Below are 25,772 nucleotides of genomic sequence, written 5' to 3' on the forward strand. Positions count from 1 at the left end.
TCGTCACCGACACCCACCTGCGCGGTGAGCGCGGGACGCCGGTGACGCTGCCCGACCTCGTCGCCCGCTGGTGCCGTGGGGGAGAGCGTCGCGACGAGTGGGAGCGCCACCCCGAGCCGAGCCGGCTGCGGGTCCTGCTCGGGCCCGACTCCGACGTCGGGCGGGCCGTCCTCGCCCGGCGCACGAGCGAGGCCCGGGCCCGGCTCGAGGCGTGGCGACGCCTCCTGCCCCCTGAGGCGCTCGCGGTCGAGATCGTCATGGGCGGCGGGCCCGAGGGCACGCCCGGGTCGCGCAACCACGCCCGCCGGATGCTCGGGCTCGCCGACGAGGCACGGGTCCCGGCCGTGCTCACCGCGGCGGTCCGGCACGCCGACCGTGACGGCGTCCGCACCGTCGACGTCCTCGATGCCGCTCGCCGGCTCGTCGTCCTCGACTCGCGCCACCTCGACCGGGTCACCGACGCCGGGCACCTCGCGAGCAGCGAGGAGATGTGGGCCCGCGCCCTCGAGGTGGCCGGCGACGCCGGGCGCGCCGCCCAGCTCGTCGGTGCCACCCTCGCACTCGGCGACGAGTGCGTCCTGGACAGCCGGGCCGACCTCGGCATCGGCGCGGTCCACCTGCCCGAGCCCGGGATCCTCGGCATCGACGCCGGGGTCGACCCGCACCGGGTCCTCACCGAGCGGTGCCACGCCGCGGTCGCGACCCGGTTCCCCGCGCAGGGTGAGGCGGCACGGCATACGGTCCTCTCCCGTCTCGACGACGAGCTGCGCGTCATCGCCGAGCTCGGCTACCCGACCTACTTCCTCACCGTCGCCGAGGTCACCGACCTCATCAGGGAGCGCGGGGTGCGGGTCGCGGCGCGAGGATCGGGCGCCGGGTCGCTCGTCAACTACCTCCTCGGCATCAGTGGCGTCGACCCGATCCGGCACGACCTGCTCATGGAGCGGTTCTGCTCGCCGCTGCGGGCCGAGCTGCCCGACATCGACGTCGACGTGGAGTCGGCCCGCCGGACCGAGATCTACGAGGCGGTGCTCGACCGCTTCGGCGGCGACCGGGTGACGTGCGTGTCGATGATGGACACCTACAAGGTGCGTCACGCCATCCGCGACGTCGGCGCCGCGCTCGGCATGCCGCCCATCGAGGTCGACGAGATCGCGAAGGCGTTCCCCCACATCCGCGCCAAGGATGCCCGCAGCGCGATCGCCGACCTGCCCGAGCTGCGCTCCCGCGGGCTCGACGCGCCCCGGCTCGACACCTTCTTCGAGCTCGTCGAGCGGCTCGACGGGCTGCCGCGCCACATCGCGCTGCACCCGTGCGGTGTCGTCCTGTCCAACACCGGCCTGCTCGACCGCACCCCGGTCGAGGCGAGCTGGCTGGGATTCCCGATGAGCCAGTTCGACAAGGACGACGTCGAGACGCTCGGGCTGCTCAAGCTCGACGTCCTCGGCATCCGGATGCAGTCGGCGATGGCGCACGCCGTCGCCGAGGTGCGCCGGGTCGACGGGGTAGAGGTCGACCTCGACGACGAGGCCCAGGTGCCGCTCGACGACGAGGCGACCTACCGGCTCATCCGCACCGCCCACACCCTCGGCTGCTTCCAGATCGAGAGCCCGGGGCAGCGCGAGCTCATCGGCAAGTTCGGGCCCGAGCGCTTCGGCGACCTCATCATCGACATCTCGCTCTTCCGCCCCGGCCCGGTGAAGTCCGACATGATCACGCCGTTCCTCGAGAGCCGACACGGCTGGAGCAAGCGGCGGATCCTCCACCCGACCCTCGAGCCGGCCCTCGCCGAGACCGAGGGCGTCGTCGTCTTCCACGAGCAGGTGCTGCGCATCGTCGCCGAGACGACCGGCGTCACCCTCGCCCAGGCCGACGAGGTGCGTCGGACGATGGGCACCCCCAAGGGGCAGGAGGAGATCGAGGCGTGGTGGCGACCGGCCGCGAGGGCGCGCGGCTACGCCCCCGAGGACGTCGACCACATCTGGGCGGTGCTCAAGTCGTTCGCCTCGTTCGGCTTCTGCAAGGCGCACGCCGCCGCCTTCGCACTGCCGACCTACCACTCGGCGTGGCTCAAGACCCACCACCCGGCGGCGTTCCTCGCCGGCGTGCTCACCCACGACCCGGGGATGTATCCCAAGCGGCTCATCCTCGACGACGCCCGCTCGCTCGGCATCGCGGTCCTCGGGCTCGACGTCAACGGCTCCGGCGACACCTACCGGATCGAGCGCCTCGAGGGTGGCGGTGACCGGTCGTTCACGCCGGTGCACCCGGACCTGCCCGACGCGAGCGACTACGGCATCCGGCTCTCGCTCACCGACGTCAAGGGCATCAGTGACGCCGAGGTCGCGAGCATCGTTGCGGGACAGCCCTACTCGGACCTCGGCGACTTCTGGTCCCGCGCCACGGTGAGCCGTCCCGTCGTCGAGCGGCTCGTCCTCGCCGGGGCGTTCGACGCCATGCACGGCATCGGCGCCACCGGCTCGGGCCTGGGCCGGCGCGGCCGGATCACCCGCCGCGACCTCCTGCTCCACGTCGGCGAGCTCGACCGGTGGGAGCGGGCGACCCGGCAGGGACGGGGCAGCCGGTCGGGCCGCGCGGTCGGGGGCGGACGGCATACGCCTCCGCCGGCCATCGGGGGCACCGAGGTGCGCGAACGCGCAGCTGCCCAGTCGCAGGCGGCAAGGCCGGTCGTCGCGGCCGCGGACCAGTCGGTCCAGCTCACCCTCGACCTCGGCGACCGGCCCGAGCTCACGCCCGGGACCGGGCTGCCCGAGATGACCGGCACCGAGCGGATCCGGGCCGAGCTCGACGTCCTCGGGCTCGACGCGTCGGCCCACGTCGTCGAGTTCTACGGACCGATGCTCGACGCGCTCGGGGTCGTCCGCAGCCGCGACCTGCTCAGGTCACGCAGCCGGAGCGAGGTGTGGGTCGCCGGGGTCAAGGTCGCGACCCAGACCCCGCCGATCCGCTCGGGTCGCCGCGTCGTCTTCCTCACCCTCGACGACGCGACCGGTCCGGTCGACGCGACGTTCTTCGAGGACGTCCAGGGCCCGTATGCCGCCACGGTCTTCCACTCGTGGCTCCTCCTCGTCCGTGGTGTCGTCCGGCGCACCGGGCCGCGCGGGATCTCGGTGCGGGCGACGGGCGCGTGGGAGCTCGCCGGGCTCTGGGACGCGTGGCGCGACGGTGGGCACGACGCCGTCGTGCGTGCACTCGAGGCCGCCGACGCCGAAGCCGTCGCCAGGGCCGAGGCGGGGGAGCGCGAGGCCGACACCGGGGGCCGGCGCCGGGTGCTCGTGCATGCGTCGGGGTTCCGCCAGTCGCCCTACGCCGACATCAAGCCCGCCGGATCGCCGGCGCGCGACGGCCACCGGGTCGCGTCGGTCGTCGTGCCCGAGCACGGCACGCCGACGCGCAAGCTGTGGCACTCCAGCCCCGGCAGCTCGGGCCACTGATGACACCCCGCCGTGCCGCCCCTGTCCCACTCGCCGAGCGGCTCTTCGACATCCGCACGATCTATCACGAGCCCGGCATCGAGAGTTTCGACCGAGCCCGCGAGGTCCTCGACCGTCACCCCGACGCCGAGCGGGTCGTCGTGCCGTCCCACACCGCGATCCCGGGCCTCTACGGCAACGAGGGCAACGTCGTGGACTGGGTCCGGACCAAGCGCGAGGTGCTCGTCCTCGGTGAGAAGAAGTCCCTCGCCGCCCGGCCCAACGGGCGGTCGAGCGACTGGATCGCCCCGTCGACCGCGAACGGCTGCGCCATGTCCTGCTCCTACTGCTACGTGCCCCGGCGCAAGGGCTTCGCCAACCCGGTGACGGTGTTCGCCAACATCGACCGCATCACCGGCTACCTCGAGCGCCACGCGGGCCGTCAGGGTCCCAAGACGGTGCCCAACCAGTGCGACCCGACGCACTGGGTCTATGACATCGGCGAGAACAGCGACTGCTCCGCCGACGCGCTGCTCTCCGACAACGTCTCCGACCTCGTCGGCCTCTTCGCACGGCTGCCGAACGCGAAGGCGAGCTTCGCCACCAAGCTCGTCAACCGGCAGCTCCTCGACCTCGACCCGCGGGGCGGGACGCGTGTGCGCTTCAGCCTCATGCCCGAGGCGATGTCCCGCGTCGTCGACGTCCGCACCTCGAAGGTCGCCGAGCGGATCACCGCGATCGACGACTTCGTCGAGGCCGGCTACGAGGTGCACCTCAACCTCAGCCCGGTGATCGTGCACGAGGGCTGGCTCGAGGAGTGGGCGCACCTGCTCGACCAGCTGGCCGACGGGACGAGTTCCCGGACACGCGCACAGCTCGCGGCCGAGATCATCTTCCTCACCCACAACGAGGCCCTGCACGAGGTGAACCTCGGCTGGCACCCGCGCGGGGAGGAGCTGCTCTGGCGGCCCGACCTGCAGGAGCCGAAGCGCAGCCAGAGCGGGCAGGACAACGTCCGCTACCGGAGCCGGTGGAAGGGCCGGTGGGTGGCCCAGCTCGAGGAGCTCGTCGCCGAGAGGCTTCCCGGGTGCCGCATCCGCTACGCCTTCTGAGACGCCTTCTGAGACGCCTTTCCACGACCCGGCGGGCCCTGGCGGGAGTGGTCAGGAATCGAGAAGCGCGGGCCGGTCGCCCGAACCTACGGTGGGTGCATGACGACGAAGAGCAGCACGAAGACCGCGACCACCAAGGCCACCAAGGCCCCTGCTTCGGCGGGCACGAAGACCACCTCCGAGGGCTTCAGCGCCGACGAGCGGGCCGCGATGAAGGAGCGCGCCAAGGAGCTCCGGGCCGAGGCGAAGGGCGCCAAGGACCGGGCCAAGGGCGAGGCCGACCTGCGCGCCAAGATCGACGAGATGCCCGAGGCCGACAAGGTCCTCGCCGAGGCGATCCACGCCATCGTCACCGAGCACGCACCCGAGCTCCTGCCCAAGACCTGGTACGGCATGCCGGCCTACGCCGACGCCGACGGCAAGGCCGTCTGCTTCTTCAAGGCGGCCTCGAAGTTCGGATCCCGCTACGCCGAGCTCGGCTTCAACGAGCAGGCGAGCCTCGACGACGGCACGATGTGGCCGACTGCCTACGCCATCACCACCTTGAGCAAGGCCGACGAGAAGCTCATCGCGACACTCGTGAGGAAGGCCGTGGGCTGAGCGGAGGTGTCGGTCACGGCAACTACGCTTGCAGGATGACCGAGGACGCGACGACCGCACGCCGCACCGGCGTCTCGACCTCGCCACGGACCGCCGCCATGTGGGCCGCCGTCGACGGGGTCGTGCGCGAGCGGAGCGCCGAGCTCGGCCGCCCGCTGCGGGTCGTCGACCTCGGGGGCGGCACCGGCGGCCTCGCGGTCCCGCTCGCCGTCGCCGGCCACGACGTCACCGTCGTCGACCCCAGTCCCGACGCCCTCGCCTCGCTGCGGCGCCGGGCCGCCGAGGCCCAGGCGTCCTCGCGGGTCAGCGCCGTCCAGGGTGACGCCGAGACCCTCGAGTCGCTCGTCGGACGCGACCGTCCCGACCTCGTCCTCTGCCACGCCACGCTCGAGTACGTCGACGACCCGGGGGCGACCCTCCGCCTCGTCGCGGCGGTGCTCGCGCCCGGCGGCATCCTCAGCCTCGTCGTGCCGCAGCGCTCCGCCGCCGTCCTCGCCCGCGCCATCGCCGGCCAGTTCGCGCAGGCCCGCGCCGCCCTCGACCGCCCCGACGGGCGATGGGGCGACGCCGACCCGGTGCCGCGGCGCTTCGACCGCAGCACCGTCCTCGACCTTCTCGAGACCGCCGGCCTCACGCCGACGGTGGCACACGGCATACGGATCTTCAGCGACCTCGTGCCGTCCGCGCTCGTCGACTCCGACGCCGACCGCGCGGCGCTGCTCGACCTCGAGCGGGCCGTCGTGGCGCACCCCGAGTTCGCCGTCCTGGCCGACCTCGGCACCTCCCTGCACGTCATCGCCGCGCGCACCTGAGGCGGCCGTGAGCCGTCGGCAGTTCAGCCTTCCCGAGCGCTCGTCGAGCGAGCCGCCGGACGACACGGGGTGCACGGTCCTCCACGTCGACATGGACGCGTTCTATGCCTCGGCGACCCTGCTCTCGCACCCCGAGCTCGTCGGGACGCCGGTCATCATCGGCGGTGGCAACCGTGGGGTCGTGCTGTCGGCGACCTACGAGGCGCGCCGCTTCGGGGTCGCCTCGGCGATGCCGATGACCCGCGCCCGCCGCCTCTGCCCGCAGGCGACCGTCCTCGCGCCCGACCACCGCCTGTATGCCGCGATCTCGGCCGCCGTCATGGAGACCTTCCGTGCCGTGACCCCCGAGATCGAGCCGCTGTCGCTCGACGAGGCGTTCCTCGACGTGTCGGGTGCCGTCCGCCGGCTCGGGTCGCCGGCGACCATCGGGGCGCGGATCCGCGACACCGTCCACGACGAGCAGGGCATCACGTGCTCGGTCGGTGTCGCGTCGACGAAGTTCGTGGCCAAGATCGCCTCGGGCCTGGCCAAGCCCGACGGCATGGTCGTCGTGCCCCGCGACGAGGTCATCCCGTTCGTGCAGCAGCTCCCTGTCGGCGCACTCTGGGGGGTGGGTGAGAAGACCGAGGAGCAGCTGCTCCGGCTGGGTCTGCGCACGGTCGCCGACATCGCGCACACCCCGCTGCCCACGCTCGTGCGCGGGCTCGGCGACGCCACCGGCCACCACCTCCACGAGCTCGCGTGGGGCCGCGACCCCCGCTCGGTGCAGCGCGAGAGCCGCGAGAAGAGCATCGGGGCCGACGAGACGTTCGAGTACGACATCGACGACCCCCGCGAGATCCACCGGCACCTGCTCAAGCTGAGCGACAAGGTGGCCGCGCGGCTGCGGGCGGCCCGGATGACGGGGCGGACGGTGTCGATCAAGGTGCGGTTCTCGGACTTCACGACGATCACCCGGGCGCGCACGCTGCGCGAGCCGACAGACACGAGCCGCGAGATCTACGAGACGGCGACCTCGCTCTTCGACGCCCTCGGGCTCCAGCGAGCGCGGATCCGGCTCGTCGGGGTCCGGCTCGAGAAGCTCGTCGGGGTCGAGGCTGCGCCGATCCAGGGGATGCTCGGCGAGGCCGACCATGGCTGGCGTGACGCCGACCGGGCCGTCGACCGGGCCAGCGCGCGCTTCGGGGCGGGATCGGTGCGACCGGCCAGCCTGATCGGTCGAGGCCGATCTTCCACGCGCGGCGATCGCGACCTATCCTGAGATGACCAGCACGGATGCTGGTGAAGCAACGAAACCGCAGCGCCGATCGTTGTCCTTGGTGGAAGATCGTCACTGAGGCCGCAGATCACGCGCCGCACACCCTGGAGGACGCCGTGCCGCTTTCGGAGCACGAGCAGAGGATGCTCGAGCAGTTGGAGCAGGCCCTCGCTGCCGAGGACCCGAAGTTTGCCTCGAGCATGGAAGGGTCCCGACGGGGTGGACCGACCCGATTGCGATGGGTCGTCGCGGTCGTCGGTGTGCTCGCGGGGCTCGGGCTCGTCCTCGTGGGCATCAACACGACGATGTGGGTCGGCGCGGCCGGCTTCGCGGTCATGGTCGCCGCCGTCGCGTTCGCACTCCATCCGCCGCGCCGGGGTGGCGGCGGCAAGCTCGCGGTCGTGCGCGACGACGGCACCACCGGACCTGCCAGCTCGGGGCGCAAGCAGAAGAGCGGCTCGGGGTTCATGGACAAGCTCGACGACCGCTGGGACCGCCGCGGACGCGACGGCTGGAGCTGACCCGCACGCCACGACTTATTGCCCGAATGGGACACGTTGACGGCAGCCTTCGGCTGGCGGGCCGTGTCCCATTCGGGCAATAAGTCGAACCCTGGTCAGGTGGCGAGGACGCCGATGACCCAGGTCGTCGCGATCGCGAGCCCGGCGCACAGCTCGATGCCCATGCTCAGCGCGATGGCCTTGAGCGCGTGCTTGGTGCGGCTCCACGCCTGGGCGCGGTCGCGGCTGCGCCCGTGCTCGACGAGGTAGATGCCGAGGACGAACCCGACGAAGAAGCCGACGACCGGGATGACGAACATGCCGACGATGCCCAGGAGCACCGCGAGCAGCAGCGTCGAGGTCTTGACTCCCTGTCGACGGAGCCGCCGTCCCGGGATGAGGAACTGCACGGCGACGCCGGCCAGGTAGATGGCCAGGCAGACGAAGAAGAAGGTCCAGGCGGTGGCGCCGCCGGTCTCGTAGGCCCAGAGGAGTACCCCGAGCACGGCGACGAGCAGGCCGGGGATGACCGGAACGACGATGCCGACGATCCCCACGAGAATGAGGATCGCCGGCACCCAGACGTCGGTGCCCTCCGGCAGGAGGTTCACGCGGTCGAGGTCAGACGTCGATGTCCGCGACGGTGGGCGGCTCCGTGAGTCGGTCGCTCTCGTCGACGATCTCCGCGTGGTCGCGGAGCTTGGGCAGGTGCTCGCGCCCGTGGTGGGCGCAGAAGAGCAGCTCACCGCCGACGTGGAGCGTGGCGCGAACATAGGCCTGGGCACCACAGCGGTCGCAGCGGTCCGCGGCGGTCAGGGTGGGTGCCAGTGCGGTCGTCACATCGGCCTCCTCGGCTGATCTCGTCAGTGGGCCCACGCGGTTGCGTGGGCGTCAAGCGTTGCAACAGTCAAACACGCCGGACTCTTCCCGCGTGGGAGGCGCCCGTGATGTGACCGTTCCGATGCCACAACGGAATCTTCGCCGCTGGGTCCGACAGCGCGCCTCGCCGGGGCCGTCGGACCACGGGGCTAGCCTGAGGCGACGCCCGGCGGGCGGACGGCATACGGTCGCCGTCGACGCCCCGGGCACTCCCGGCAACCGCCACGCACGACCCGATAGGAACGCATGAGCCCCGCCTCCACCGCCAAGAAGGCCGCGACGACCAAGTCGTCGTCCGACTACAGCGCGCACCACCTGCAGGTCCTGGAGGGGCTCGAGGCGGTCCGCAAGCGGCCGGGCATGTACATCGGGTCGACCGACAGCCGCGGGCTCATGCACTGCCTCTGGGAGATCATCGACAACGCCGTCGACGAGGCCCTCGGCGGCCACGGCGACCGGATCGAGGTCATCCTCCACAAGGACGGGTCCGTCGAGGTCCGCGACCAGGCGCGCGGCATCCCGGTCGACATCGAGCCGCGCACGGGTCTCACCGGCGTCGAGGTCGTCTTCACCAAGCTCCACGCCGGCGGCAAGTTCGGCGGCGGCTCCTACACCGCCTCGGGTGGCCTGCACGGCGTCGGCGCCTCCGTCGTCAACGCCCTCTCCGCCCGGCTCGACGTCGAGGTCGACCGCGGCGGCAAGACCTACGCGATGAGCTTCCGGCGCGGCGAGCCCGGCTACTTCCCGGACGTGGCGACCCACGACAAGAGCCCCGACCACGAGTTCACGCCCTACGAGCGGAGCAGCGAGCTCGCCGTCGTCGGCAAGGCCAAGCGCGGCGCGACCGGCACGCGGATCCGCTACTGGGCCGACCCGCAGATCTTCCTCAAGAACGCGGAGTTCGACTACGACAGTCTCGTCGCACGCGCCCGTCAGACCTCGTTCCTCGTCCCCGGGCTCACCCTCGTCATCCGCGACGAGCGCGGCCTGCCCGGCACGGCGGGGGAGCACGGCCCGCACGAGGAGGTCTTCGTCCACGACGGCGGCATCAGCGAGTTCGCCGAGTTCCTCGCGCCCGACCCGTCGGTCACCGACGTGTGGCGGCTCCAGGGCACCGGCAGCTTCACCGAGACCGTGCCGGTCCTCGACTCCAAGGGCCACATGACGCCGCAGGACGTCGACCGCGAGTGCGAGGTCGACATCGCGGTCCGCTGGGGGACCGGCTACGACGCGAAGGTCAGCTCCTTCGTCAACATCATCGCGACCCCCAAGGGCGGCACGCACCTGGCCGGCTTTGAGCAGGCGCTGCTCAAGGTCTTCCGCAAGCAGCTCGAGGTCAACGCCCGCCGGCTCAAGGTCGGCAGCGACAAGGTCGACAAGGACGACATCCTCGCCGGGCTCACCGCCGTCGTCACGGTGCGGCTGGCCGAGCCGCAGTTCGAGGGCCAGACCAAGGAGGTGCTCGGCACCAACGCCGTCCGTGCCATCGTCGCCAAGGTCGTCGAGAAGGAGCTCACCTCCGTCCTCACCTCGACCAAGCGCGGCGAGAAGCAGCAGGCCGCGACGCTGCTCGAGAAGGTCACCGCCGAGATGAAGTCGCGGATCAGCGCGCGGCTGCACAAGGAGACCCAGCGCAAGAAGAACGCGCTCGAGACCTCGTCGCTGCCGGCCAAGCTCGCCGACTGCCGGAGCAACGACGTCGAGCGGACCGAGCTCTTCATCGTCGAGGGTGACAGCGCCCTCGGCACCGCCAAGCTCGCCCGTGACTCCGACGTCCAGGCGCTCCTGCCGATCCGAGGCAAGATCCTCAACGTCCAGAAGGCCTCGCTCACCGACATGCTCGGCAACGCCGAGTGCGCGGCGATCATCCAGGTCATCGGCGCCGGTTCCGGCCGCACGTTCGACGTCGACGCCGCCCGCTACGGCAAGGTCATCATCATGACCGACGCCGACGTGGACGGCGCCCACATCCGCACGCTGCTGCTCACGCTCTTCTTCCGCTACATGCGCCCGCTCGTCGAGGCCGGCAAGGTCTATGCCGCCGTCCCACCGCTGCACCGCATCGAGGTCGCCGGCGCGGGTGCCCGCAAGGGCGAGCTCATCTACACCTACTCCGAGGGCGAGATGCGCCGGACGGTCGCCTCCCTCACCAAGCGCGGCCGCACCATCAAGCAGCCGATGCAGCGCTACAAGGGCCTCGGTGAGATGGACGCCGACCAGCTCGCCGAGACGACGATGGACCCGCGACACCGCACCCTGCGCAAGGTCACCATGGCCGACGCCGAGAACGCCGAGCGCATCTTCGAGCTCCTCATGGGCACCGACGTCGCCCCGCGGCGAGACTTCATCGTGCAGGGTTCGGCCAAGCTCGACCGCGAGCGCATCGACGCCTGAGCACCAGCCGGGACGCGCGGAGCCGCCCCACCGAGGCGACCGACGGCGCTGACGGGAGCACCCGGCATACGGGCGCGTCTGTCGTTGCCCTGAGCCGTGATGTGGGACACAGTGGGCCGGAACAGGCGTCGGCATCCCCGGGGCCCTGATAGAGGAGGGCAACGATGAGCGGGACCACCGACGATCGCGGCAGGACCGGAGTCGTGGAGGCACCGGCGGGGGACCAACCCGAGCTCAAGCGGGTCATGGGGCCGAAGCTCCTGCTCCTCTTCATCGTCGGTGACATCCTCGGCACCGGCGTCTACGCGCTCACCGGCTCGGTCGCCGGTGAGGTCGGCGGCGCGGCCTGGGCGCCGTTCCTCGCGGCGTTCGCCGTCGCGACGATCACCGCGTTCTCCTACCTCGAGCTCGTGACGAAGTACCCGCAGGCGGCCGGCGCCGCGCTCTACACGCACAAGGCGTTCGGGATCCACTTCTTCACGTTCATCGTCTGCTTCGCGGTCATGTGCTCGGGCATCACGTCCGCGTCGACCGCCTCCAACGCCTTCGCGGGCTTCCTGCGCGACGGCTTCGGCCTCAAGGAGCAGTGGCCGGCCGGCTCGACGCCGCTGCTGCTCATCGCGCTCGGCTTCATGGCCCTCGTAGCCGCGATCAACTTCCGCGGCGTCGGCGAGAGCGTCAAGGCCAACGTCGTGCTCACCCTCGTGGAGCTCTCCGGTCTGCTCCTCGTCATCTTCATCGGCCTGTATGCCGTGACCGAGGGCAAGGCGGACTTCTCCCGGACCGTGGTCTTCGAGTCTCCGAGCGACAAGAGCGCCTTCTTCGCGGTGACGGCGGCGACCTCGCTCGCGTTCTTCGCGATGGTCGGCTTCGAGGACTCGGTCAACATGGCCGAGGAGACCAAGGACCCCGAGAAGACCTTCCCGCGGATCATGCTCACCGGCCTCGGGATCACCGGCCTCATCTACGTCCTCGTGTCGATCACCGCGGTGGCCCTCGTGCCCGTCGGCACGCTCTCGAACCCCGACGAGGGGTCCGCCCTCACGCAGGTCGTCGCGGCGGGCGCGCCGGACTTCCCGTTCGACAAGGTCTTCCCGTTCATCGGCATGTTCGCCGTGGCCAACTCCGCGCTCATCAACATGCTCATGGCGAGCCGGCTGCTCTACGGCATGGCCAAGCAGGAGGTCCTGCCACCGTTCCTCGGCAAGGTGCACCCGGGACGTCGCACGCCGTGGGCCGCCATCCTCTTCACGACGGCGATCGCCTTCGGCCTCATCATCTACGTCGTCCGGGCCAACGCGAGCGAGGAGGGCGCGAGCACGGTGGCGCTGCTCGGTGGCACGACTGCGCTGCTCCTGCTCTGCGTCTTCACGGTCGTCAATATCGCCGTGCTCGTCCTGCGACGTGACTCCGTCTCGCACTCGCACTTCCGGGCGCCGAGCGTCCTGCCCTACCTCGGTGCGGCGCTGTGCGCCTTCCTCGCCGGGCCGTGGGCTCGCAGCGAGGAGCAGCAGGAGCAGTACAAGATCGCCGGCGGGCTGCTCGCCGTCGGTGTCGTGCTCTGGGCTCTGACGTGGGTCGTCAACCGGTTCTTCTTCGCCAAGAAGACCTACATGCGCGACCCGGAGGAGCTCGACGACCCCGACCACCTGCACCACACCTGAGCGAACCCGTGTCGTCGTGCCCGTCGTGCCCTGCACGGCGGGCACGACGGCGTTCTGGGCTCAGCCCGCGGCGGGCGGGGGAGCGGTGCTCTGCCGGACGACGAGCTCGGTGTCGACGACGACCTCGGTCTCGGTGCCGTCCGGGGTGTCGACGCCGAGGGCGTGGAGGAGGATCTCGGCGGCCTGGCGGCCCTGGGCGGCGACGTCCTGGCGCACCGTCGTCAGCCCGAGCACCGCGCTCAGCGCGTGGTCGTCGATGCCGATCACGGACAGGTCCTCCGGGATGCGCAGCCCCTCGGCGCGGGCGGCGGCCATGACGCCGATCGCCATCTCGTCGGAGGCGGCCGCGACGGCCGTGGGGCGTTCGGGCGAGGAGAGCAGCGTGCGGGTGTCGTGGGCGGCGCTGTCGGCGGTCCAGTCGGAGCCGAGGATCCACTGCTTGTGCTCGGCGAGGCCGTGCACCCGCATGACGTCGCGGAACGCGTCGAGACGCGCCTGCGGGGTCTGGATGTGCGCGACGTTGGACGGCACGGCGCCCACGTAGGCGATGCGCTCGTGCCCGAGGGAGACGAGGTGCTCGGTCGCGAGCCGCATGGCCTGTGCGTCGTCGATGCGGACGTTGGGCCGGTCGGCGACGGGGGTGCCGATGGCCACGAGCGGCAGGCCCAGGCGGTCGACGAGCTCGAGCTCCTCGTCGGTCATGGGGAGGTTGAGCGTGATGACGCCGTCGACGCGCTTCCACAGCATGTTCTGCGAGAGCGGGAGGCGCCGGTCGTAGGACTCGTCCTCGAGGTCGAAGAGGAGCACGTGGTGGCCGTGGCGCCGGAGGGTCTTCTCGATCGCGCTCACGAGGGTGGCGAAGAACCACCGGGTGAGGAACGGCGCGACGACGCCGACGACCTGCGTGCGACCCGAGGCGAGGGAGGTGGCCGTCGGGCTCGCGACGTAGTCGAGCTCGGTCGCGACCTTGAAGACGCGTTCCCGGGTGCGCGGGCTGACTCGGTCGAGACCGCGGAGCGCGCGGGAGACCGTGGCCACGGAGACCCCGGCCTCCCGCGCGACATCCGTGATGGTGCTCATCCGCCGACGGCGGTCGGGAGCAGGCATCGGTCAGCCCTTCAGACCACCAGCGAGCAGCCCGCGGACGAAGAAGCGCTGCAACGCGAGGAACACGACGACCGGCACGATCATCGAGATGAAGGCACCCGCCGAGAGCAGGTACCACGCACTGCCACGCGTGCCCGCCAGCTCGGCCACCCGGACGGTGATCGGCGCGACCTCGGGCGTGCCGCCGATGAAGATGAGCGAGACGAGCAGGTCGTTCCAGACCCAAAGGAACTGGAAGATCCCGAACGCCGCGATCGCCGGCGTGAGCAGGGGCAGGAGGATCTTGAAGAAGATCGTCACGTGCCCGGCGCCGTCCACCCGGGCGGCCTCCATGAGCTCACCCGGGAGCTCGCGCATGAAGTTGTGGATGAGGAACGTCGCCAGTGGCAGGGCGAAGATCGTGTGGGATATCCACACCGACCAGTACGAGTTCCCGAGCCCGAGCTTGTTGGTGTAGATGTCGAGCAGCGGGATGAGCGCGATCTGCAGCGGCACGATCTGGAGCGCGAAGACGGCGACGAAGAGCGCGTTGCGACCCGGGAAGGGCACCCAGGCGAACGCGTAGGCCGCGAGCGACGCGAGGAAGATCGGCAGCATGACCGCCGGGATCGTGATGACGATCGTGTTGACGAAGTACTGCGTGAAGCTCGCGGAGCTGCCGGGCTCGAGGGCCTGGCGGTAGTTCTCGAGGGTGAAGGCGCCGGGGTTGGCGAACGCGTTCCACCACCCGTCCCGGTTGATGTCGCGCTGCGAGCGGAACGACGTGACGAGGAGCCCGACCGTCGGGGTCGTCCACAGCACGGCGATGATGACCGCGACGAGGCTGGCCCACCGCGAGTTGAGGGCGCTGGCGGCGTCGCCGGTGGCGGACCGCTTGGCCTTCTTGGCCTTCGGGGCGGGGGTGACCTCGTCGGAGACCGACTCGGGCGTGGCCGCCGGTTGCAGGGTGCTCACGACTCAGGCCTCCTTGCGCATCTGGACGATGTTGTAGGTGACGATCGGGATGACGAGGACGAAGAGCAGCACGGCCATGGCAGCACCGAGCCCGGGGGCGTCGTAGCGGAAGCTCTGGTTGTAGAACTCGTTGGCGACCACCGACGTGTCGAACTGACCGGCCGTCATGGTCCGGACGATGTCGAAGACCTTGAGCGTGCCGATACCGATCGTCGTGAGGACGACGACGAGGGCGGCGCGGATGCTCGGCAGGGTGATGTAGCGGAACATCCGGAAGCCGTAGACGCCGTCGAGGTGCGCGGCCTCGATGATGTCGTCGGGGATGGCCTTGATCGCGGCGGAGAGGATCGTCATCGCGAAGCCCGCCTGGATCCACACCATGACGAGGATGAGCATGAGCGTGTTGACGGGTGCGTCGAGGAGGAACTGCCGCGTCTCGAACCCGAACATCTTGAGGATCTGGTTGAGCAGGCCGATCTGGGGGCGCTCGGTCTGCTTGTACTGGTAGACGAACTTCCAGATGATGCTCGCGCCGACCATGGAGATCGCCATCGGCAGGAAGATGAGGGCCTTGGCGAAGGCCTCGCCCCGGGCGCGGTCGATGAGGATCGCGTAGAGGAGCCCGATCGCGGTCGCGAGGAACGGCACGAGGATGACCCAGAGGGCCGTGTTGCGCAGCACCGTGATGAGCTCGGGCTGGCTGAACATCGCCGAGTAGTTGTCGAACGAGAAGCTGCCCTCGCCGGACTTGCCCCGCAGTGACTGCAGGATCGTGAGGATGGCGGGGTACATGAGACCCACGGCGAGGAGCAGGATCGCGGGGCCCGCGAAGAGGGCGCCCTGGACCTTCTCGCCCGAGCGGCCCTTGAAGAGCGACGCGAGGAACAGGACGAGGCCGAAGATCGCGGCGAAGAACGCGATCGCGAAGAACATGAGCACGAACTTGCCGGCCGTGCTCTCGGCGCGCAGCAACGGCTCGGGAATTGCGGACGGCGCGGCGCTCAGAAGGCTCGCGACCATGACTCCACCTCCGGTGTGAGGGAGCAGCAAGAGGGAAGCCGGGGTGGGGTGGAACCCACCCCACCCCGGCGTGGACCCGATCAGGGGATCAGGTCAGGACTTCGGCCAGCTGTTCTCGATGAAGTCGAGGGTCGCCTTGTCGTCCTGGCCGGTGATCCAGTTGACCATGCCCTTCCAGAAGGTGCCTGCGCCGACGGCGCCGGGCATGAGGTCGGAGCCGTCGAACCGGAAGGTCGCGCTCTTGTCCGTGAGGGTCTTCGCGGACAGGTTGTCGATCGGGTTCTTGAGCAGCTCCGGGTCGACGTTGACGTTCGCCGTGAGGCAGCCACCGGTACCACAGGTCTTGGCACGCTCCGTCGCCCACTCCGTGGAGGAGAGGTAGGTCTGGAACGCCTTGACCTCGGGACGGTCGGCGAAGGCCGCGGTGACCTCACCGGCGCCGAGCACCGGCTTGGAGGACTCGTCCTTGGCCGGCAGGTAGAAGGCCCACACGTCGCCGTCCTCGGCGACCTTGGTGCCCTCGGGGAAGTTCGCCGAGTAGAACGAGGCCTGGCGGTGCATGAAGCAGGTGCCGTCGAGGATCGGGAGGCCGGCGTCCTGGAAGGAGGTCGACGCGATCGTCTTGACGTCACCCTGGCCGCCGTTGACGTACTTCGGGTTCTTGAGGATCTTGCCGACCTCGGCGAGCGCCGTGGCGACGGCCGGGTCGTTGAACGGGATCTCGTGGTTGACCCACTTGTCATAGGTCTCCGGGCCCGCCGTGCGGAGCATGACGTCCTCGACCCAGTCGGTGGCCGGCCAGCCGGTGGCGTCACCGGACTCGATGCCGGCACACCACGGCTTGGCGTCGGGGTTGTCGGTCGCGATCTTGTCGGTGAGCGTGAGGAGCTCGTCCCACGTCTTGGGGACCTCGTAGCCCTTGTCCTTGAACGCGGTGGGGGAGTACCACACGTAGGACTTGACGTTGGCGCCGAGCGGGGCGGCGTAGAACTTGCCGTCGACGGTGCCGTAGGTCTTCCAGTCGGGCATGTTCTTGTCGACGTTGGCCTCGGTCTCCGGCGGCGCGGGGATGACCTTGCCGGTCGCCACGAGCGTCTTGAGGAGGCCGGGCTGCGGGAGGTAGGCGATGTCGGGGGCGTTGCCACCCTTGACGCGCACGGAGATCTGGGCCTCCATCTCGCGCGAGCCTTCGTACTTGATCTTGACGCCGGTGCAGTCCTCGAACGGCTTGTAGGACGCGATGTGCGGCCCGTCCTCCGGGGCGACGATCGTCGTGTAGACCGACACCTCCTTGCCCTTGAGGTCGCCGAACTTCTCGTAGACCGAGCAGTCGATCTTCGTGGCGCCCGAGTCGGAGCCGCCGGCGTCGTCGCTGCCGCCGTCGTCGGACCCGCCACAGGCGGCCAGTCCGAGGGAGACCGCCGCGAGGGTCGCGAGGACCTTCGCCGAGCGGCGCTGTGTGTTGTGGGCCATTGCCCGCCTCCATCTGTTGCAGGGGACGCGCCGCGGCCTTCTCCCGACCTCGGCACTGAGGGTGATCCGTCTCGCAGTGTAAAAGCGGTTACATACGTGAGTCATCACTTCTGGGAGATTGTCCGGTCACGATCGCGTAACACGCGCGGCGAGCGTGGCGTGGCCGTCCGGCATACGAACGCCGTATACCGGCCCGACCGGATCGGTGGACCGGCGCTCGCCTCAGGCGGGCGGCGCGCCGATGCCGGTGATGACCGAGGAGCCCTGGACGCCGGAGCCGTCGCGGCGACCGGTGGCCTCGGGCAGCTCGATGGCGACGCCGCCGGCCCCGCTCGCGCGGGCCGGGGTGGCGCCGACCCAGGCGAGGACGAGGGTGTCCTCGCCCTTGAGGAAGCGGTGGGCGCGGACGCCGCCGGTGCCGCGGCCCTTGGCGGGGTACTCGGCGTAGGGGGTGGCCTTGATGGCGCCGGGCTGGGTGCCCGGGAGTGCGTCGGCCGAGCCGGAGGCGGTGACGACGACGGCCTCGCGCCTCGGGTCGACGACACCGAAGAAGGCGACGCGCTGGCCGGAGGCGACCCTCACGCCCGCCATGCCGCCGGCGGTGCGGCCCTGGGGCCGGACCGAGGACGCGGGGAAGCGGAGCAGCTGGGCGTCGGAGGTGACGAAGACGAGGTCCTCGTCGCCGGTGACGACCTGGCCGACGCCGACGACGGAGTCGCCGTCCCTGAGCGAGATGATCTCCCAGTCGTGCGCCTTGGGCTGGTCGGCGGTGACCCGCTTGACGACGCCCTGCGCCGTGCCGAGGGCGAGACCGGGACCGTCGGGGTCGAGCGAGACGATGCCGACCGGCTCCTCGCCGCGCGGAAGGTCGACGTAGGCCGCGAGCGGCGCACCGCCCGAGAGCGAGGGGGCTCCGCCGAGCGGTGGGAGCGCCGGCAGCTCGAGCGCGCTGATCCGGACCATCCGGCCGCGGCTCGTCACGAGGCCGACCTCGCCGCGGGCCGTCGTGCGGACGGCGCCGACGACGGCGTCGTGCTTGGCGCGTGGGCCCTCGGCGGGGATCGGCTCGGCGTTCGAGGTGCGCGCGAGCAGGCCGGTCGAGGAGAGGAGGACGAAGCACGGGTCGTCGCTCACCTCGAGCGGTGTCGCGGCGCTCACCGGGTTGCCGGCGGACTCGAGGAGGACGGTGCGGCGCGGGGTGCCGTACTTCTTGGCGACCTCGGCGAGCTCGCTCGAGACGGTGCGGTGGAGCAGCTTCTCGTCGCCGAGGATGGCCTCGAGCTCCTCGATCTGCTTCTGCAGCTCGTCGCGGCGCTGCTCGAGCTCGAGGCGGGAGAACTTCGTGAGGCGGCGCAGCTGGAGGTCGAGGATGTGGTTGGCCTGGACCTCGCTGAGGTCGAAGACGTCCATGAGCCGGGACCGGGCGGTGGCGGTGTCCTCGCTGCTGCGGATGAGCTGGATGACCTCGTCGATGTCGAGGATCGCGATGAGGAGCCCCTCGACGAGGTGGAGCTGGTCCTTGGCCTTGCCGAGGCGGTGGGCGGTGCGGCGGCGCACGACGTCGATGCGGAACTCGACGTAGTGGCGCAGCAGGTCCTTGAGCCCGAGGGTCTGCGGCTGCCCGTCGACGAGCGCGACGTTGTTGATGCCGAAGGAGTCCTCCATCGGCGTGAGCCTGTAGAGCTGCTCGAGGACGGCCTCGGGGTTGAAGCCGTTCTTGACCTCGATGACGAGGCGGAGGCCGTGCTTGCGGTCGGTGAGGTCCTTGACGTCGCTGATGCCCTGGAGCTTCTTGCCCTGGACAAGGGTCTTCATCCGCTCGATGACCTTCTCGGGGCCGACGAGGTAAGGGAGCTCGGTGACGACGATCCCGGACTTGCGCGGGGTGATCTTCTCGATGCGTGCCGTCGCGCGGGTGCGGAACGTGCCCTTGCCGGTGAGGTAGGCGTCGCGGATGCCGTCGAGGCCGACGATCCGGCCGCCGAGCGGCAGGTCGGGTCCGGGGACGAACTTCATGAGGTCGTCGAGGCTGCAGTCGGGGTGGGCGATGAGGTGGCGGGCGGCCCCGATGACCTCGACGAGGTTGTGCGGCGCCATGTTGGTCGCGAACCCGACGGCGATGCCGCTCACGCCGTTGACGAGCAGGTTGGGGTAGGCCGCGGGTAGCACGCCGGGCTGGAGCAGCTGGTCGTCGTAGTTGGGGACGAAGTCGACGGTGTCCTCGTCGAGGCTCGCCGTCATGACGAGGGCGGCGGGCGCCAGCCTCGCCTCGGTGTAGCGGGAGGCCGCCGGGCCGTCGTCGAGGGAGCCGAAGTTGCCGTGGCCGTCGACGAGCGGCAGCCGCATCGTGAACGGCTGGGCCATGCGGACGAGGGCGTCGTAGATCGCGGTGTCGCCGTGGGGGTGGTACTTGCCCATGACGTCGCCGACGACGCGCGAGGACTTCACGTGGCCACGGTCGGGGCGCAGCCCCATCTCGCTCATCGAGTAGAGGATCCGACGCTGTACCGGCTTGAGCCCGTCACGCACGTCCGGCAGGGCCCGCGAGTGGATGACAGACACGGAGTACTCGAGGAAGGCGTTCTGCATCTCGAGCCCGACGTCGATGTCGACGATGTTCTCGGCGATCTCTTCGGGCGGTGTCGTCGTGCGCTTGGCCATGGAGGTTCGGGCTTGCCTTTTTGTCGGGTGGTCCCACGACGCGTCGTGGGCGATCACTCCATCTTCACTCAGCCGTCCGACGGTGCCGCCGCCGACTCGCCGAACCTCCCGACGTGCAGCACGTCACCGATCGGGCGCCGTCCCCGCGCGAGCGAGGGGCTGCGCACCCGTTCCGCCTCGTGACCCAGGGCGACGACGCCGACGACGCGCCGGTCGGGCGGGACGGCATACGCGGTCCTGACGGCGTCGTGACGCGCGGCCGGGACGCCGAAGAAGAGCGCGCCGAGGCCGGCGTCGACAGCGCCGAGGAGGAGGATCATCGCGGCCATGGCCGTGTCGGTGTCCCAGTAGGGGATGGGCCAGCGCTCGAGAGAGCGGTCGGTCCAGCCCTTGTCCGGCTCCGCATAGCGGTCGAGGTATGCCGTGGGGTCGGCGAGCATGAGCAGCAGCACCGGCGCCGCGGAGACCCCGCGCAGCCACGCGTCGGGCTCACGGTCGGTCTCGCGGGTCGCCTCCCAGAAGCGCTCGCGGTCCGCCGGGTCGAGGAGGGCGAGGACGTCCCAGCCCTGCGTGTGGCCGGCGCTCGGGGCGCGCTGGGCGAGCCGGACGAGGTCGACGACCGTGTCGAGCGGGACCTCCCGGTCGGGGTCGAACCGGCGCACCATCCGACGGCGCGACACCGCGTCGAGAAGTTCCATGCCTCCCATGGTCTCGTGCCACGATGACGGGCATGACCCTGGACGTCGAGCTCCCGCCGGGCTACCCGGTGCAGTGGGAGGCCGACGTCGTCCTGCGCGACGGCAGCGTGGCCCACCTGCGACCGATCCGGCCGAGCGACGAGGCGGCGATCCACGAGTTCCACTCGCGCCAGTCGGAGGAGTCGATCTACCTTCGGTTCTTCGCCCCGCTCAAGCGGCTGTCCGACAAGGACGTCCACCGCTTCACCCACGTCGACTACGAGGACCGGGTCGCGCTCGTCCTCACCCTGCGCGACGACATCATCGGGATCGGTCGCTACGACCGCATCGAGCCCGGCTCGGCGGAGGTGGCGTTCAACGTCAGCGACCACTACCAAGGGCGAGGTGTCGGGTCGGTGCTCCTCGAGCACCTCGCCGCCATCGCGCAGGAGTTCGGCATCACCCGCTTCACCGCGGAGGTGCTGCCGCAGAACCGCAAGATGCTCACCGTCTTCTCCGAGGCCGGCTACGAGGTGAGCCGCAAGGTCGAGGACGGCATCGTCGCCCTCCACTTCGACATCGAGCCCACCGACCGCTCCAAGGCCGTGGCGATGTCGCGCGAGCACCGCGCCGAGGCCATCAGCGTGAGCCGGATCCTGCGCCCGCGCAGGGTTGCGGTCATCGGCGCCGGCCGGTCCGAGACGTCGATGGGCCACCACTTCCTCAAGAACCTCCTCGACGCCGGATTCACCGGTGAGGTGCACCCGGTCAACGCCAAGGCGAAGAAGATCCTCGGACGCCGGACCTTCGGTACGATCGGCGACGTCCCGGGCCCGGTCGACCTCGCGGTGGTCGCCGTGCCGGCCGAGAAGGTCCTCAAGGTCGTCGACGACTGTGCGGCGGCTGGTGTCGGCTCGCTGCTCGTCATCAGCTCGGGCTTCGGCGAGGGCGGGGGAGAGGGCGACGAGCTCCAGGCCGAGCTGGTGCGGCGGGTCCGCGGGTCGGGGATGCGGATCGTCGGGCCCAACTCCTTCGGGCTCATCAACACCGACCGCGAGTTCTCGCTCAACGCGTCGCTCTCGCCGGTCATGCCGCCAGCGGGGCACCTCGGGCTCTTCGCCCAGTCGGGTGCGCTCGGCATCGCCGTGCTGGCGTCGGCGGCCCGCCGCAACCTCGGGATCTCGGTCTTCGCCTCGGCCGGCAACCGCGTCGACGTCTCCGGCAACGACCTCATGCAGTACTGGATCGACGACGACGGCACCCATGCCGTGGGCCTCTACCTCGAGTCGATGGGCAACCCGCGCAAGTTCTCGCGGATCGCCCGCAACCTCGGGCTCATCAAGCCGGTCATCGTCGTCCAGTCCGGTGTGTCGTCCTACGGCGTCCCGCCCGGTCATCGCGTCCGCACGACGAAGGTCCGCCCGGCGGTCTTCTCCGCGATGCTCCGCCAGGCGGGCACGATCCGGGTCTCCAACGTCCACCAGATGTTCGACGTCGCCCAGCTCCTCGTGCACCAGCCGCTGCCGTCCGGACGGCGGGTCGCCGTCGTCGGCAACTCCTCGGCCCTCGGGGCCCTGTCGGCCGGTGCCGTCGCCGGGCGCGGGCTCACCGTGACCCACGGCCCGGTCAACCTGCCCTCGGAGGCGAGCGCCGAGGAGTTCCGCGAAGCCCTGGCGCGCGCGTTCGACGACCCCGACGTCGACTCGGTGCTCACCTGCTTCATCCCGCCGATCGTCGCCCACGACGAGGACGTGACCGAGGCCGTGCGCCGGGCCGCGCGTGGCTCGGACAAGACGTGCGTCGCGACCTTCCTCGGCATGCGTGGCGTCGACTCGTCGACCTCGATGGACGAGGGCGGTGACACCGGGCAGGCCATCCCGATCTACGCCATGCCCGAGGACGCCGCCTACGCGCTCGCCAAGGCGACGAAGTACGCAGAGTGGCGCAACAAGGACCACGGCGTGCCCGTGGCGCCCGCCGGCATCAACCGCCGGGTCGCGGAGGACGTGGTCCACACGGTGCTCTCGGTCAGCCCCGAGGGGCGCAGGCTCGACGCCGACGAGACCGCGGCGCTGCTCACGGCATACGGGATCGAGGTCTGGCCCTCGCGGAAGGCGACGACGGTCGAGGAGGCGGTGGCCGCCGCCGACGAGATCGGCTACCCCGTCGTCGTGAAGTCGACCGCGCCGATGCTGCGGCACCAGGGCGGCGTCACCGGGGTGCGGGTCGACCTCGGGTCGGAGCACGCCGTGCGCGAGGCGTGGGCGTCGCTGCACGAGCGGCTCTCGCCGCTGGCGGCCGGCCAGCTGGAGGTGCAGCGCATGGCGACGCCCGGGGTCGCGTGCGTCGTCACCGCCGACGAGGACGCCCTCTTCGGGCCGGTCGTGAGCTTCGGGGTCTCCGGGCTGCCGACCGAGCTGCTCGACGACATCGCGCACCGGATCCCGCCGCTCACCGATGTCGCCGTCTCCGAGCTCATCTCCTCGGTCAAGGCCGCGCCGGTGCTCCACGGACACCGCGGGTCGACACCCGTCCACCGCGCCGCGCTCGCGGACCTCATCGCGCGCGTGTCGGTCATCAGCGACGACATGCCCGAGGTCGTCTCGCTCAGGCTCAACCCGGTCAACGCGCACCCGGGCGGGGTGGAGGTGCTCGGCGCCGAGGTCACCGTCGCGCCGGTCGAGCGTCGGGCCGACCCGGGGCGGCGCTCGCTCACCTGAGCCCGGCGACGGCAGGCACGTCGTGACCGGTGCGGCAGAATGGGACGCATGAAGCGCTCGTTCGACGTCCCGACCCTCCCGGGAGACCTCACCGACGCGATCGAGCGGGCCGGCTACTACCCCGCGCTCGTCGCCGACGTCGTCTCGGCCGCACTGGCCGGTGAGGCCGTGCGCTCGCACCTCGTGCACCTCGAGACGACCTTCGACCGCGACGTCATCCGACGCCACGTCACCGTCCTCGTCCTCACGTCGACGCGCCTCGTCATCGCGCACGCCGACGACCACGCCGACGAGGCCGCGGGTGCCTCCGAGCAGGAGGTCGCGACGGCGACGACCGAGAGCGTGCCCCTGTCGGCCGTCCGCGGCGTCATGCTCACCCACGTCGTCGCCGACCCGCAGAACTACGTGCCGGGATCGCTCGGCCGCGAGCTCACCCTCACCCTCGGGTGGGGCGCCGTGAGCCGGGTCGACCTGCTGCCCGCCACGTGCGGTGAGCCCGGGTGCGACGCCGACCACGGCTACGACGGCACGATCTCGAGCGACGACCTCGCCCTCCGGGTGTCGGCGACCGCCGATGGCGACCCGGCCCTCGAGCAGGCCATCGCCTTCGCGCACGCCCTCTCCGCCTCGCTCGGCGAGTGACCTCGCCGGTGCCGGGCCCTGCGCCCGCCCCGGCCTATGCCGAGGGTGGCCTCGGCGACGTGCTGCCGTCCGTCGTCGCGGCGATGGGGGTCGTCGGCCCGACCGGTTCGCCGTCTGCTCACTGGGAGCTGCCGCCCGCACGCAGTGCCGTCGTCGTCCTCGTCGACGGGCTCGGCCACGACCTCCTGCGACGCCGCGGCGGACACGCACCGTGGCTGCGCTCGCACTTCTCCGGCGCCCGCCGCATCGCCTCGGGTTTCCCGTCGACGACTCCGGTCTCCATGGGCTCGTTCGGCACCGGCCTCGCTCCGGGGTCGCACGGCCTCGTCGGGTTCGAGGTGCTCGTGCCGGGGGAGGACCGGCTCCTCAACGAGCTGTCGTGGGAGGACGGCCCGGTGCCCGAGCGATGGCAGCCGCGGCCTACGTGGTTCGAGACAGCCGCAGCCGCCGGGGTCGACGTCGTGCGCATCGGTCCCGGCTTCTTCGACGGCTCCGGCCTCACGCGGGCCGCGCTGCGCGGCGGCAGGTTCGTCGCCGCGCAGGCCCTCGACGCACGGGTCGACGCCACGCTCGCGCACGCCCGCTCGCGCGGCCGCACCCTCACCTACCTCTACTGGGGCGACCTCGACAAGGTCGGTCACGTCCACGGCTGCGAGTCGTGGCAGTGGGGCGACGAGCTCGAGACGATCGACCGCGCCCTGGCGCGCCTGGCCGAGGGGCTGCCCGACGACTGCTCGCTGACGATCACGGCCGACCACGGCATGGTCGACGTGCCGATGGCCAACCGCCTCGACCTCGCCCACGACGCCGAGCTCGCCGAGGGGGTGCGGCACTCGGGCGGCGAGCCGCGCGCGCCCCAGCTCTACTGCGAGCCCGGCGCCGTCGACGACGTCCTCACGACGTGGCGCTCCCGGGTCGGCGACCTCGCCTGGGTGCTCTCGCGCGACGAGGCCGTGTCGGGCGGCCTCTTCGGAACGGTGCACGCCGAGCACCTTCCACGCATCGGTGATGTCGTCGTCGCGATGAAAGGCCCGCACGCCATCGTCGACTCGCGCCACCACCGCCCGGAGCTGCTCGCTCTCGTCGGTCTCCACGGCTCGCTCACCGACGACGAGGTGCCCGTGCCGATGTTCCACGTCGCGGCCCGCGCGACATAGGGTGTCGCCTCGTGGCTGAGCTCGTGTTCTTCTCCGGGACGATGGACTGCGGCAAGTCGACCCTTGCGCTCCAGATGGACCACAACCACCGGGCTCGCTCGCGAGAGGGCCTCATCTTCACCAAGCTCGACCGCATGGGCGAGTCGGTGCTCAGCTCCCGGCTCGGGCTGTCGACCCAGGCCCACGAGGTCGACGACGACCTCGACTTCTGGGACGTCGTCGTCGAGCACCTCACCCGTGGACAGCGGGCCGACTACCTCATCTGCGACGAGGCGCAGTTCTACACCGCCGCCCAGATCGAGCAGCTCGCCCGGATCGTCGACGAGCTCGGCATCGACGTCAACTGCTTCGGCATCACCGCCGACTTCCGCACCGAGCTCTTCCCCGGGTCCAAGCGGCTCTTCGAGCTCGCCGACCGGGTCCAGGTGCTCCAGGTCGCCGCGCTGTGCTGGTGCGGTGGGCGCGCGACCCACAACGCCCGCATCATCGACGGCGTCATGGTCGTCGAGGGGGAGCAGGTCGTCGTCGGCGACACTGCGGCGGCGACGGACACGCTCGTCGAGTACGAGGTGCTCTGCCGGCGCCACTACATGCGCCGCATGAGCAGCCACGCCGCCCGTCAGGCCTCGTCCACCCCGGATGTGCTGCCCTTCGACCTCGACGTCTGCCCCGTCCCGCCCCAAGGCTGACCTCCTCGGGCCAGACGCC

The 25,772-nt window shown here is 71.0% G+C and carries 20 protein-coding genes; 12 read left to right on the forward strand and 8 right to left on the reverse strand.

Translation table 11 applies throughout. The features are described from left to right. The 6 genes from dnaE to N798_RS04510 form a co-directional block, all read left to right on the forward strand. The coding region (gene dnaE / locus N798_RS04485; RefSeq protein WP_035946607.1) for a DNA polymerase III subunit alpha at positions 1-3,455 on the forward strand (3,455 nt) is incomplete at its 5' end. Beyond that, entirely contained in the window at positions 3,455-4,546 is a 1,092-nt protein-coding gene (locus N798_RS04490; RefSeq protein WP_035946685.1) for a spore photoproduct lyase family protein, read from the forward strand. The genes dnaE and N798_RS04490, both read left to right, overlap by 1 nt. A 99-nt stretch (positions 4,547-4,645) precedes the next feature. Then, complete coding sequence (locus N798_RS04495) at positions 4,646-5,146, forward strand: iron chaperone (RefSeq protein ID WP_035946608.1); 501 nt, start codon at positions 4,646-4,648, stop codon at positions 5,144-5,146. 35 nt (positions 5,147-5,181) lie between these two features. Next, entirely contained in the window at positions 5,182-5,958 is a 777-nt protein-coding gene (locus N798_RS04500; RefSeq protein ID WP_035946609.1) for a class I SAM-dependent methyltransferase, read from the forward strand. A 7-nt stretch (positions 5,959-5,965) separates the two neighbouring features. Continuing rightward, positions 5,966-7,219 carry a DNA polymerase IV gene (gene dinB, locus N798_RS04505; RefSeq protein WP_035946610.1) on the forward strand — a complete coding sequence of 418 codons (1,254 nt, stop codon included), beginning with the start codon at positions 5,966-5,968 and terminating at the stop codon, positions 7,217-7,219. 14 nt (positions 7,220-7,233) lie between these two features. Next, complete coding sequence (locus N798_RS04510; RefSeq protein ID WP_371870460.1) at positions 7,234-7,737, forward strand: DUF3040 domain-containing protein; 504 nt, start codon at positions 7,234-7,236, stop codon at positions 7,735-7,737. A 95-nt stretch (positions 7,738-7,832) separates the two neighbouring features. Here the strand turns inward: N798_RS04510 and N798_RS04515 are convergent, their stop codons facing one another. Both N798_RS04515 and N798_RS04520 read right to left on the reverse strand, forming a co-directional pair. After that, a complete protein-coding gene (locus tag N798_RS04515; protein WP_052116914.1) occupies positions 7,833-8,327 on the reverse strand; it encodes a DUF456 domain-containing protein in 495 nt (164 codons plus the stop codon). A 10-nt stretch (positions 8,328-8,337) separates the two neighbouring features. Then, positions 8,338-8,556: a DUF7455 domain-containing protein gene (locus tag N798_RS04520; RefSeq protein WP_035914046.1), complete on the reverse strand. Its 219-nt coding sequence runs from the start codon at positions 8,554-8,556 to the stop codon at positions 8,338-8,340. A 285-nt stretch (positions 8,557-8,841) separates the two neighbouring features. On the opposite strand from N798_RS04520, the gene N798_RS04525 reads away from it, so the two are divergent. Then, the gene (locus tag N798_RS04525) at positions 8,842-10,989 is read left to right on the forward strand and encodes a DNA gyrase/topoisomerase IV subunit B (RefSeq protein WP_035946613.1); all 2,148 of its coding nucleotides are present in this window, start codon (positions 8,842-8,844) and stop codon (positions 10,987-10,989) included. A 164-nt stretch (positions 10,990-11,153) separates the two neighbouring features. Continuing rightward, entirely contained in the window at positions 11,154-12,653 is a 1,500-nt protein-coding gene (locus tag N798_RS04530) for an APC family permease (RefSeq protein ID WP_052116915.1), read from the forward strand. Positions 12,654-12,713: 60 nt separating this feature from the next. Here the strand turns inward: N798_RS04530 and N798_RS04535 are convergent, their stop codons facing one another. From N798_RS04535 to N798_RS04560, 6 genes are all read right to left on the reverse strand, one after another. Next, the gene (locus N798_RS04535) at positions 12,714-13,733 is read right to left on the reverse strand and encodes a LacI family DNA-binding transcriptional regulator (protein ID WP_035946614.1); all 1,020 of its coding nucleotides are present in this window, start codon (positions 13,731-13,733) and stop codon (positions 12,714-12,716) included. A 30-nt stretch (positions 13,734-13,763) separates the two neighbouring features. Continuing rightward, complete coding sequence (locus N798_RS04540; RefSeq protein WP_035946616.1) at positions 13,764-14,714, reverse strand: carbohydrate ABC transporter permease; 951 nt, start codon at positions 14,712-14,714, stop codon at positions 13,764-13,766. 3 nt (positions 14,715-14,717) lie between these two features. Then, positions 14,718-15,734, reverse strand: a complete 1,017-nt coding sequence (locus N798_RS04545; protein WP_052116916.1) for a carbohydrate ABC transporter permease — start codon at positions 15,732-15,734, stop codon at positions 14,718-14,720. 93 nt (positions 15,735-15,827) lie between these two features. Further along, the gene (locus N798_RS04550; RefSeq protein ID WP_035946618.1) at positions 15,828-17,207 is read right to left on the reverse strand and encodes an ABC transporter substrate-binding protein; all 1,380 of its coding nucleotides are present in this window, start codon (positions 17,205-17,207) and stop codon (positions 15,828-15,830) included. 222 nt (positions 17,208-17,429) lie between these two features. Continuing rightward, a complete protein-coding gene (locus tag N798_RS04555; RefSeq protein WP_035946620.1) occupies positions 17,430-19,868 on the reverse strand; it encodes a DNA gyrase/topoisomerase IV subunit A in 2,439 nt (812 codons plus the stop codon). A gap of 68 nt (positions 19,869-19,936) precedes the next feature. Then, the gene (locus tag N798_RS04560; RefSeq protein ID WP_035946622.1) at positions 19,937-20,566 is read right to left on the reverse strand and encodes a nitroreductase family protein; all 630 of its coding nucleotides are present in this window, start codon (positions 20,564-20,566) and stop codon (positions 19,937-19,939) included. Between the two features lie 32 nt (positions 20,567-20,598). Between N798_RS04560 and N798_RS04565 the strand changes: the two genes are divergently transcribed. The 4 genes from N798_RS04565 to N798_RS04580 are packed head-to-tail and all read left to right on the forward strand — an operon-like array spanning position 20,599 to position 25,753. Beyond that, on the forward strand, positions 20,599-23,265 hold the full coding sequence (locus N798_RS04565) for a bifunctional acetate--CoA ligase family protein/GNAT family N-acetyltransferase (protein ID WP_035946624.1): 2,667 nt from the start codon (positions 20,599-20,601) through the stop codon (positions 23,263-23,265). A gap of 39 nt (positions 23,266-23,304) precedes the next feature. Further along, positions 23,305-23,907, forward strand: a complete 603-nt coding sequence (locus N798_RS04570; RefSeq protein WP_035946625.1) for a DUF5998 family protein — start codon at positions 23,305-23,307, stop codon at positions 23,905-23,907. Continuing rightward, positions 23,904-25,064 carry an alkaline phosphatase family protein gene (locus N798_RS04575; RefSeq protein ID WP_035946628.1) on the forward strand — a complete coding sequence of 387 codons (1,161 nt, stop codon included), beginning with the start codon at positions 23,904-23,906 and terminating at the stop codon, positions 25,062-25,064. Before N798_RS04570 ends, N798_RS04575 begins: the two co-directional genes overlap by 4 nt. An 11-nt stretch (positions 25,065-25,075) precedes the next feature. Further along, positions 25,076-25,753: a thymidine kinase gene (locus N798_RS04580; RefSeq protein ID WP_035946630.1), complete on the forward strand. Its 678-nt coding sequence runs from the start codon at positions 25,076-25,078 to the stop codon at positions 25,751-25,753. The last annotated feature ends 19 nt before the right edge of the window (positions 25,754-25,772 follow it).

The organism is Knoellia flava TL1, from assembly GCF_000768675.1.
Taxonomy (GTDB): Bacteria; Actinomycetota; Actinomycetes; order Actinomycetales; family Dermatophilaceae; genus Knoellia; species Knoellia flava.

Coding starts and splice junctions, on each gene's coding strand:
- N798_RS04530 (WP_052116915.1), top strand. CDS start 11,154: ATGAGCGGGACCACCGACGATCGCGGCAGGACCGGAGTCGTGGAGGCA.
- N798_RS04545 (WP_052116916.1), bottom strand. CDS start 15,734: ATGGTCGCGAGCCTTCTGAGCGCCGCGCCGTCCGCAATTCCCGAGCCG.
- N798_RS04560 (WP_035946622.1), bottom strand. CDS start 20,566: ATGGAACTTCTCGACGCGGTGTCGCGCCGTCGGATGGTGCGCCGGTTC.
- N798_RS04495 (WP_035946608.1), top strand. CDS start 4,646: ATGACGACGAAGAGCAGCACGAAGACCGCGACCACCAAGGCCACCAAG.
- N798_RS04535 (WP_035946614.1), bottom strand. CDS start 13,733: ATGAGCACCATCACGGATGTCGCGCGGGAGGCCGGGGTCTCCGTGGCC.
- N798_RS04565 (WP_035946624.1), top strand. CDS start 20,599: ATGACCCTGGACGTCGAGCTCCCGCCGGGCTACCCGGTGCAGTGGGAG.
- N798_RS04525 (WP_035946613.1), top strand. CDS start 8,842: ATGAGCCCCGCCTCCACCGCCAAGAAGGCCGCGACGACCAAGTCGTCG.
- N798_RS04510 (WP_371870460.1), top strand. CDS start 7,234: ATGCTGGTGAAGCAACGAAACCGCAGCGCCGATCGTTGTCCTTGGTGG.
- N798_RS04500 (WP_035946609.1), top strand. CDS start 5,182: ATGACCGAGGACGCGACGACCGCACGCCGCACCGGCGTCTCGACCTCG.
- N798_RS04550 (WP_035946618.1), bottom strand. CDS start 17,207: ATGGCCCACAACACACAGCGCCGCTCGGCGAAGGTCCTCGCGACCCTC.
- N798_RS04570 (WP_035946625.1), top strand. CDS start 23,305: ATGGGACGCATGAAGCGCTCGTTCGACGTCCCGACCCTCCCGGGAGAC.
- N798_RS04490 (WP_035946685.1), top strand. CDS start 3,455: ATGACACCCCGCCGTGCCGCCCCTGTCCCACTCGCCGAGCGGCTCTTC.
- N798_RS04555 (WP_035946620.1), bottom strand. CDS start 19,868: ATGGCCAAGCGCACGACGACACCGCCCGAAGAGATCGCCGAGAACATC.